General features: G+C 44.1%; 1 protein-coding gene. It reads right to left on the bottom strand.

Features of this window, described 5'->3' with window-relative positions:
- Positions 1-39: 39 nt before the first annotated feature.
- Positions 40-340: HNH endonuclease (locus AABK37_RS42020; RefSeq protein WP_432557274.1), on the bottom strand; the 301-nt coding region annotated here is incomplete at its 5' end.

The raw sequence follows: 340 nt of genomic DNA, 5'->3' as shown, positions 1-340 counted from the left end.
AGTTTCCCTTCACACGGCTCCTCAATGATTTGGTGCTTGTCACGCATACCTCATTACCCATTTGTCATGGACTTTTTCCAGTCTTTTGACGGGCTTAGGCTCGACACTTTTGCAGTCGGATTTGTCGCCAGGACTGCCATCATTGGCTGTCTTTGTGTCGTGGCAATGTCTGTGTAAAAGTTGAAGATTTTTATACTCATCCTTTCCACCTTGCGATTTTGGGATGATATGGTCAACTTCCATCACATCGTTTTCGCGGAAGAACATTTCGCAGTGGGTACACTTCCCTTTTTGCTTTTTCAGGAGTTTTGAAATCCTGCTTGGCATTTCTGGGTTATTA

The organism is Tolypothrix sp. VBCCA 56010, from assembly GCF_050875635.1.
GTDB lineage: Bacteria > Cyanobacteriota > Cyanobacteriia > Cyanobacteriales > Nostocaceae > Hassallia.
Note: the sequence above shows the minus strand (reverse complement) of the source record. Positions and strands in the feature narration are given on the sequence as shown.